This window comes from Pseudoalteromonas sp. TAB23, from assembly GCF_000498075.1.
In the GTDB taxonomy this organism is placed as follows: Bacteria; Pseudomonadota; Gammaproteobacteria; order Enterobacterales; family Alteromonadaceae; genus Pseudoalteromonas; species Pseudoalteromonas arctica.
Window position 1 is genome coordinate 1 of sequence record NZ_AUTP01000177.1, and the last position, 3,290, is coordinate 3,290.

Here is a 3,290-nt window from a genome sequence, read left to right on the forward strand (position 1 = left end):
TCAGCGCAAGCGTGAGCGATGCAGCAGGCAATGACACCACCGCTACAGGCACCGGCGAAGTAGACACCACCGCACCTACACTTGTACTTACCAGCCCAGGCTCAAGCAACGACATCACCCCGACACTCAGTGGCACAAGCGATGCGGTTGAAGGCACGGTTATTAACTTCACCGTGGTGGACGATCAAGGTAATACACAAACCTTTACGACCACTGTGGATGCCGATGGCAACTTCTCTATAGAAGTACCGACTGCACTGGCAGAAGGNCCATACACGATCACCGCCAACATCAGCGATGCAGCAGGCAACAGCACCGATATTACAGGCAACGGCACCATTGATACCACAGCACCAAGTGTGAGTGTAGATGCGCCAGTATTAACAAACGACAGCACACCAACAGTAACGGGTAGCAGTGATGCACCTAACAGTACCATCACCGTTACGTTTACCGACGCTGCCAATTCAGTTCAGATCATTGATGTACAAACGGATATCAACGGTAACTGGAGCGCGACACCAACGACTGATTTAGCCGAAGGGAACTACAGCGTCAGCGCCAGCATCACCGATGCTGCAGGCAATACNGTACAGACACTGGCGAAGTCGATATAACCGCTCCGGATCTTGAAATTATTCCATCGTTTTTATTAGGTAATTTAGTTTCTCTTTCGGGGGATTCTGATTTACCGGGAGGCTCTGTAATCACTATTACAGAGTACCTAGTTGGTGGGTTAGTTGGCGCAACTTATACAGCGACAACAAATCCTGATGGTACGTGGGGGCTTGCAAACATAACAGTACCTTTACTAAGTCTTGCTTATGTAACTGCAACAGCAACTGATGCAGCAGGTAATATTGCATCAGTCAATACGCTTGATTTTGATAACGTAGCGCCAGAACTAACCGTTAGTGTTGATGCTTTATCGAATGATAGCACCCCAGTAATTACCGGCACCACCGATATGGGGCAAGGCACTGTAATTGACGTGACTGTTACCGATAGTGCAGGGCAAAGCCAAGAGTTTACTGCGATTGTTCAAGCCGATGGCAGTTGGGCAGCAGATGTACCAGCAGAGCTAGCGCAAGGTCAATACACCGTTGTTGCAGAGGTTAGAGACAGTGTTGGTAATTTAACAACGCAGCAGACTCAAGGTGAAATAGATAGCGTTGCTCCTACATTAATTGTGAACGAAGTTAACGCGACAATAGATACAACCCCTACAATTTCAGGCACGAGTAATGAGATTGGTGCTGATGTAACCATCCTTATCGGCGGGCAAACACTAACAGCAACAGTGGGTACTGATGGCAATTGGCAAGTAGATGTCCCCGTAGCACTTGTTGATGGTGATTATACGGCCCAAGTAAGTATTACCGATGACGCTAATAATACCAGCAGCACGACAATTGATTTAACAATTGATACCCAAGTACCTGTTATTGTACTTAATGACATAACTGTATTTAACACTGAGACACCAGTTATAAGTGGTACTTCAACTGAACCACAGGATACGGTGGTCGATATAGTTATTACAGATAGCAACGGTGATATACATACTTTAACCGCAATAGTTGATGCTAACGGCGATTGGCAAGTTACGGCGCCAAGCTTGCCAGATGGCAATTATGATGTAGAGGTAAGTATTACCGATGATGCTGGCAATCAAGGTGTGGATACAGGCTCGAGCTTTATTGATACTCAAGCACCAAGTATTACTATAAACGCATTAGGTACAATTAATGACAGCACGCCAACTATTTCAGGCACATCCAATGAACCTGAAAACACGAGTATTACAGTAACTGTGACCGATGGAGATAGTACCGAGATTTACACAACTGTTGTTGGTGCAGGTGGTGCTTGGACTGTAGATATTACAGATGCACTGACTGATGGTGAAGTTACAGTTTCTGCAAGTGTTACTGATGCCGCAGGGAATGAATCAGTTGCAAATAGTACCGCAACTTTAAATACCAATGCGCCTACAATTAATATTAATACAATGGTTGATACGAACGATCAAACACCAGCAATATCAGGCACAAGTAGTGCAATAGATAACTCGGTGATCACAGTCGTTATAACTGACGTTAATAACGTTTCACATACTGTAACTACGACGGTAGTAGGCGGTATTTGGAGTGTTGATGCGACAAGTATTCTTCCTGAAGGTGAGTTTACTGTTTCGGTAAGTGTGACTGAAGGAGGCTTAACGAGTAATACAACAGGTAGCGGTGTTATCGATTTAACCGCGCCAACGCTTAGTATTACTCCGCTTGTAACTTTAAATGATACAACGCCTACAATTTCAGGCACAACAACCGCACCGCAAGGCGCATTAGTTATTATTTTAATTACTGATAGCTTAGGTGCAGAGCAAACGGTTAATGCTACGGTTGGTGCAAATGGCACATGGTCAGTCGCTGCAAGTACAGAGTTGAGTGAGGGCGCTTACACGGTTTCAGCTTCAACCACAGATACTGCCGGTAACCCTGTAAACACAAGTACTACAGGGGTAGTTGATATAACTGCGCCAGTTGTAACTATTAGCGATATTGTTGGAAGTACTGATCTAACTCCAAGTATTTCTGGAAGTGTGACAGGTGCCAATGTGGGTGATGCTGTTGCAGTGGTATTCACTGATGCACAAGGTAATGAGCATACTGTAAATACAACAGTTCAAACTGGTGGTGTATGGTCTGTAGAGGCAACTAGCTCTCTATCACAAGGAGATTATTCAGTTGAAGTCTCTGTTACTGATAGCGCGGGTAATACCGGGGACGCAACAAATACAGCAACCATTGATACAATTGCTCCTGAAATTAGTATTAATCAAAGTTCATTAATACTAACTCAAGATAGCACTCCATTGATTACAGGTACGTCTAACGAGGCAAATACAAACGTTATTGTTACCTTTACTGATTCTGCTGGAGTTTCTCATCAAATGACCGTTCAAACCGATGGCAATGGAGACTGGCAAGCGGCTGCTAATAATATTTTAGCTGACGGTGTTTACAGTGTTAGTGCAACTATTAGCGATGCTGCGGGCAATACTTCGGTCGACAATAAAACCGGTGGTGAGGTTGATACCGTGGGACCAGAGCTAACAATTGTGCCTTCGTTCCTATTAGGTCAGTTGGTTTCTTTATCTGGTACATCTGATTTGGGCGAAGGTAAAACCGTTACGGTTACTCTAGAGCTTGCAGGTGATTTACTCGATTTAACATACGATGTAACCACAGATGCAAATGGTGATTGGGAGCTATTAGGCCTAGCCG

General features: G+C 44.6%; 2 protein-coding genes and 1 pseudogene. All 3 read left to right on the forward strand.

What is annotated here, in order from left to right:
- Positions 1–617 (forward strand): Ig-like domain-containing protein (locus L654_RS1000000126890; protein WP_024607784.1); only part of this gene is annotated, 617 nt, incomplete at its 5' end.
- 329 nt (positions 618–946) lie between these two features.
- Positions 947–1,909, forward strand: a pseudogene (locus L654_RS1000000128190) (Ig-like domain-containing protein); the annotation flags it as partial.
- 102 nt (positions 1,910–2,011) lie between these two features.
- A partial coding sequence (locus L654_RS1000000128195) for an Ig-like domain-containing protein (RefSeq protein ID WP_225305732.1) occupies positions 2,012–3,290 on the forward strand: 1,279 nt, incomplete at its 3' end.